The sequence below is a fragment of the Streptomyces boluensis genome (assembly GCF_009908195.1).
GTDB lineage: Bacteria > Actinomycetota > Actinomycetes > Streptomycetales > Streptomycetaceae > Streptomyces > Streptomyces boluensis.
Map to the genome: position 1 here is coordinate 1 of NZ_JAAAHS010000612.1, position 2,726 is coordinate 2,726.

A 2,726-nucleotide genomic window follows, 5' to 3' on the forward strand; every position below is an offset into this window, starting at 1 on the left:
GGACCCGGTTGCCGAGGCGTGCGACGCCCGCCTCGTACTCCTCGCGGCCGTCGCCGGGTGTGCACAGGCGCGGGTGCGGTGCGCGCTGCACCCAGGAGAGCGCGCGGCACCATCGCGGCATGCCGGCCCGGCCGTCCTTCACCTGTTCCAGGAGGTCGTGCAGGTACCGGGTCGCGGCCGGTACGTCACCGAGTGCGAGCTGGTGGTACGCGGCGTCCCGGTCGCGCACGGAGTCGCGGAGCCTGCGGTGGGCGCCGGTCCAGGTGCCGGCCTCCGCGCCGGTGTCGCTCTGGGCGAGGCGTTGCAGGAGGTGGCGGCGGGCGATCGGCGGCAGCAGGAGGATGTCGCCGCCGTCGACGGCCTGGACGTCGCAGCGGAGCTCGTCGCCGATCAACTCCGTCACCTGGAACAGCTGATGGCTGCCGCGTCCCCACAACGCGTCGGCGGCCAGGGCCTGTACGGGAACGGCGGCCGCGGCGACGCGTGGCAGCGGGGCGCGCACCGCGTTGGGCACGTCACCGAACATGCGCCGGTACGCCGCTTCGGCCACCGAACTCCGGTCCCTGGTAAGGGAGTAGAGCTTACGCAGCCGAGTGACGACAGGGACCTGGTCGTCGAACTGAAGCAGTTCCCGCAAGGTCTCGGCGGTGGCGAAGGGGTGCCCGCCGGTCAGGTCGTGGACGATCCTGCCCAGCCAGTCCGCCGGCCGGTCCACCCCAGCGGTCGCCGGGAGCCGGTCGACGAGCGGGCGGCACTGTTCGGCCACTTCGGCGCGGTTCAGGGTACGGAGCTGGGCGACGCGCAGGTGCGGCTTGCCGCGTACTTCGAGCGGCTCGAACCGCTCCTCCTCGGCGTCGACGCCACCGGTGCGCGCGGGGCCCGGCTCAACTATCTGCGAGGACCAGCAGGTCAGGAGGCGGCCCGCCGGTACGTTCAGGGGTTCCACGAGGCGTGGCCGCTCGCGTGCCGTGGCCACCACCACCAGCGGGTCGCCGTCGGGCGGTCCGTGGCGGCGCGCCGCGCGCAGGGTCTCAAGGAAGGCCTGGCCGCGCTCGTCGTCGGCGTTGTCGAGCAGCAACAGGCTGCGCAGGGTGCGTAGTTCGCTGCCTCTGCCGGTGCCGTACGCCCGTCGCAGGTCGTCGAGGAAGGCGCGCGTCAGCACTTCCTGGGCGCGGCGGCGCTGCTGGTCGTCGCCGTGCTGGAAGCCGTGGCCGAGTCCGACGAGGAAGTCCTCGGGCGAGGCGGGCGCGTCGACGTGCCGCAGCAGGGCGCGCCGGATGCGGTGCCGCTGCCAGCGCTTGAGGCCTTCGGAGAGGAACGGCAGCGCGGCGAGCCCCAGGGTGGGCATCCCGGCGACCGAGCCGAGCTTCTCCGCGAGCGACACGAACAGGTCGAGGGACTGCTCACGTCCGCGCCCGTCGTCGAGGGCCGCGCTCAACTCGCCGAGCGCGGCCTCGCGGTCGGCCCGGTCCGTGCGTACGGCGAGGGCGAGCCGCAGGGTGGCGTACGCGGGCAGCTGCAGGGGCGGCAGCGCGGGCACGGTGGCGCTCAGCCCGAACACGATCCGGGCCAGCACGTCCACCGGGTTGCGTACGCTCTCGGGGAGCTGTTCGCAGTCGACGCGTACGGCATGGGTGTTGGCGGCCCGCTCCTCGAACCGCGTCAGCACACCGCTCTTGCCGCTGCCCCGGCCGCCGAGGAGTACGAGTACGCCCCGCTGGTGGACGTGTCCGGGCGCGGGCACGAGCTGCCGGGTGAACCAGTCGTCGAGGACGAGGTCACGCGCGGAGCCCACGTCCCACTCGTCGTACACCACTGGCCCCCGCCCTCGCTCGCCTCGCAAGAGCCTCAATCGTCGTACCAACTTCCCTGCGGGGCAAGGAGGTTGAAGGGGCCGGCGGCTCGCCCCGGATCATTCGTCGAAGCGTCGCCGGGCGGCCTCGATCTGGCCGAGGTACTGCTCGGTCCAGCCGCACATACCGGCGACGGTGGCGCGCAGCGCCCGGCCCGGCGCGGTGAGGCTGTAGTCGACGCGTGGCGGCACGGTGGGGTGGACGCGGCGGTCGACGAGGCCGTTGCGCTCCAGCATGCGCAGGTTCTGGGTGAGCATCTTGTGGCTGATGCCGTCGACGGCATCGCGCACCTCGCTGAAGCGGAGGGTGCCGTCACCGAGGGCCTCGACGATCAGGAACGCCCACTTGTTGGCCACGTCGGAGAAGATCTCCCGCGCCAGCGAGTCGGCCCTCCGCAGGTCCGCCGCGTCGCCGTTCGAGCCGTTGACCTGCTTGCTCACCATCTGGTTCCCCAGTCACCAAAAAGTGCGTTCTTCCTTGCCGGCGGTCACTCTCCTACGGTTCCCGAGTCACCACAAGAGACCACGTGAACGCGCGCACCCACTGCCCAGGAGGCCCAGCCGACATGCCCATCACACTCATCAACCCCGACGGCCTGCCCACGATCGACACCTACCACCAGGTGTCCCTCGCCTCGGGCTCCCGCCTGGTCTTCGTCGCCGGTCAGGTCGCCTGGGACGCGAACGGCGACACGGTGGGCGCGGGCGACCTCGCGGCCCAGGTGGAGCGGTGCTACCTCAACGTGGCCACCGCCCTGGCCGCGGCGGACGCCACGTTCGCGGACGTGGCGAAGCTGACGGTGTACGCAGTCGACTGGACCCCCGACAAGATGCCCCACCTCCTGACCGGCATCACCCGAGCATCCGCCCACCT

At 72.2% G+C, this 2,726-nt stretch carries 3 protein-coding genes; 1 reads left to right on the forward strand and 2 read right to left on the reverse strand.

The window, feature by feature from the left end; translation table 11 throughout:
• A partial coding sequence (locus GUY60_RS36585; RefSeq protein ID WP_161705814.1) for a hypothetical protein occupies positions 1 to 1,816 on the reverse strand: 1,816 nt, incomplete at its 3' end.
• Positions 1,817 to 1,912: 96 nt separating this feature from the next.
• Entirely contained in the window at positions 1,913 to 2,296 is a 384-nt protein-coding gene (locus tag GUY60_RS36590) for a winged helix-turn-helix transcriptional regulator (RefSeq protein WP_161705815.1), read from the reverse strand.
• Positions 2,297 to 2,418: 122 nt separating this feature from the next.
• Here GUY60_RS36590 and GUY60_RS36595 point away from each other — a divergent pair.
• Positions 2,419 to 2,726, forward strand: a 308-nt coding sequence (locus tag GUY60_RS36595; RefSeq protein WP_161705816.1) for a RidA family protein, incomplete at its 3' end; no start/stop codon positions are given.

What these genes read in the sequence shown, in the direction of transcription:
- GUY60_RS36590 (WP_161705815.1), bottom strand. Translation starts at nt 2,296, where the DNA reads ATGGTGAGCAAGCAGGTCAACGGCTCGAACGGCGACGCGGCGGACCTG.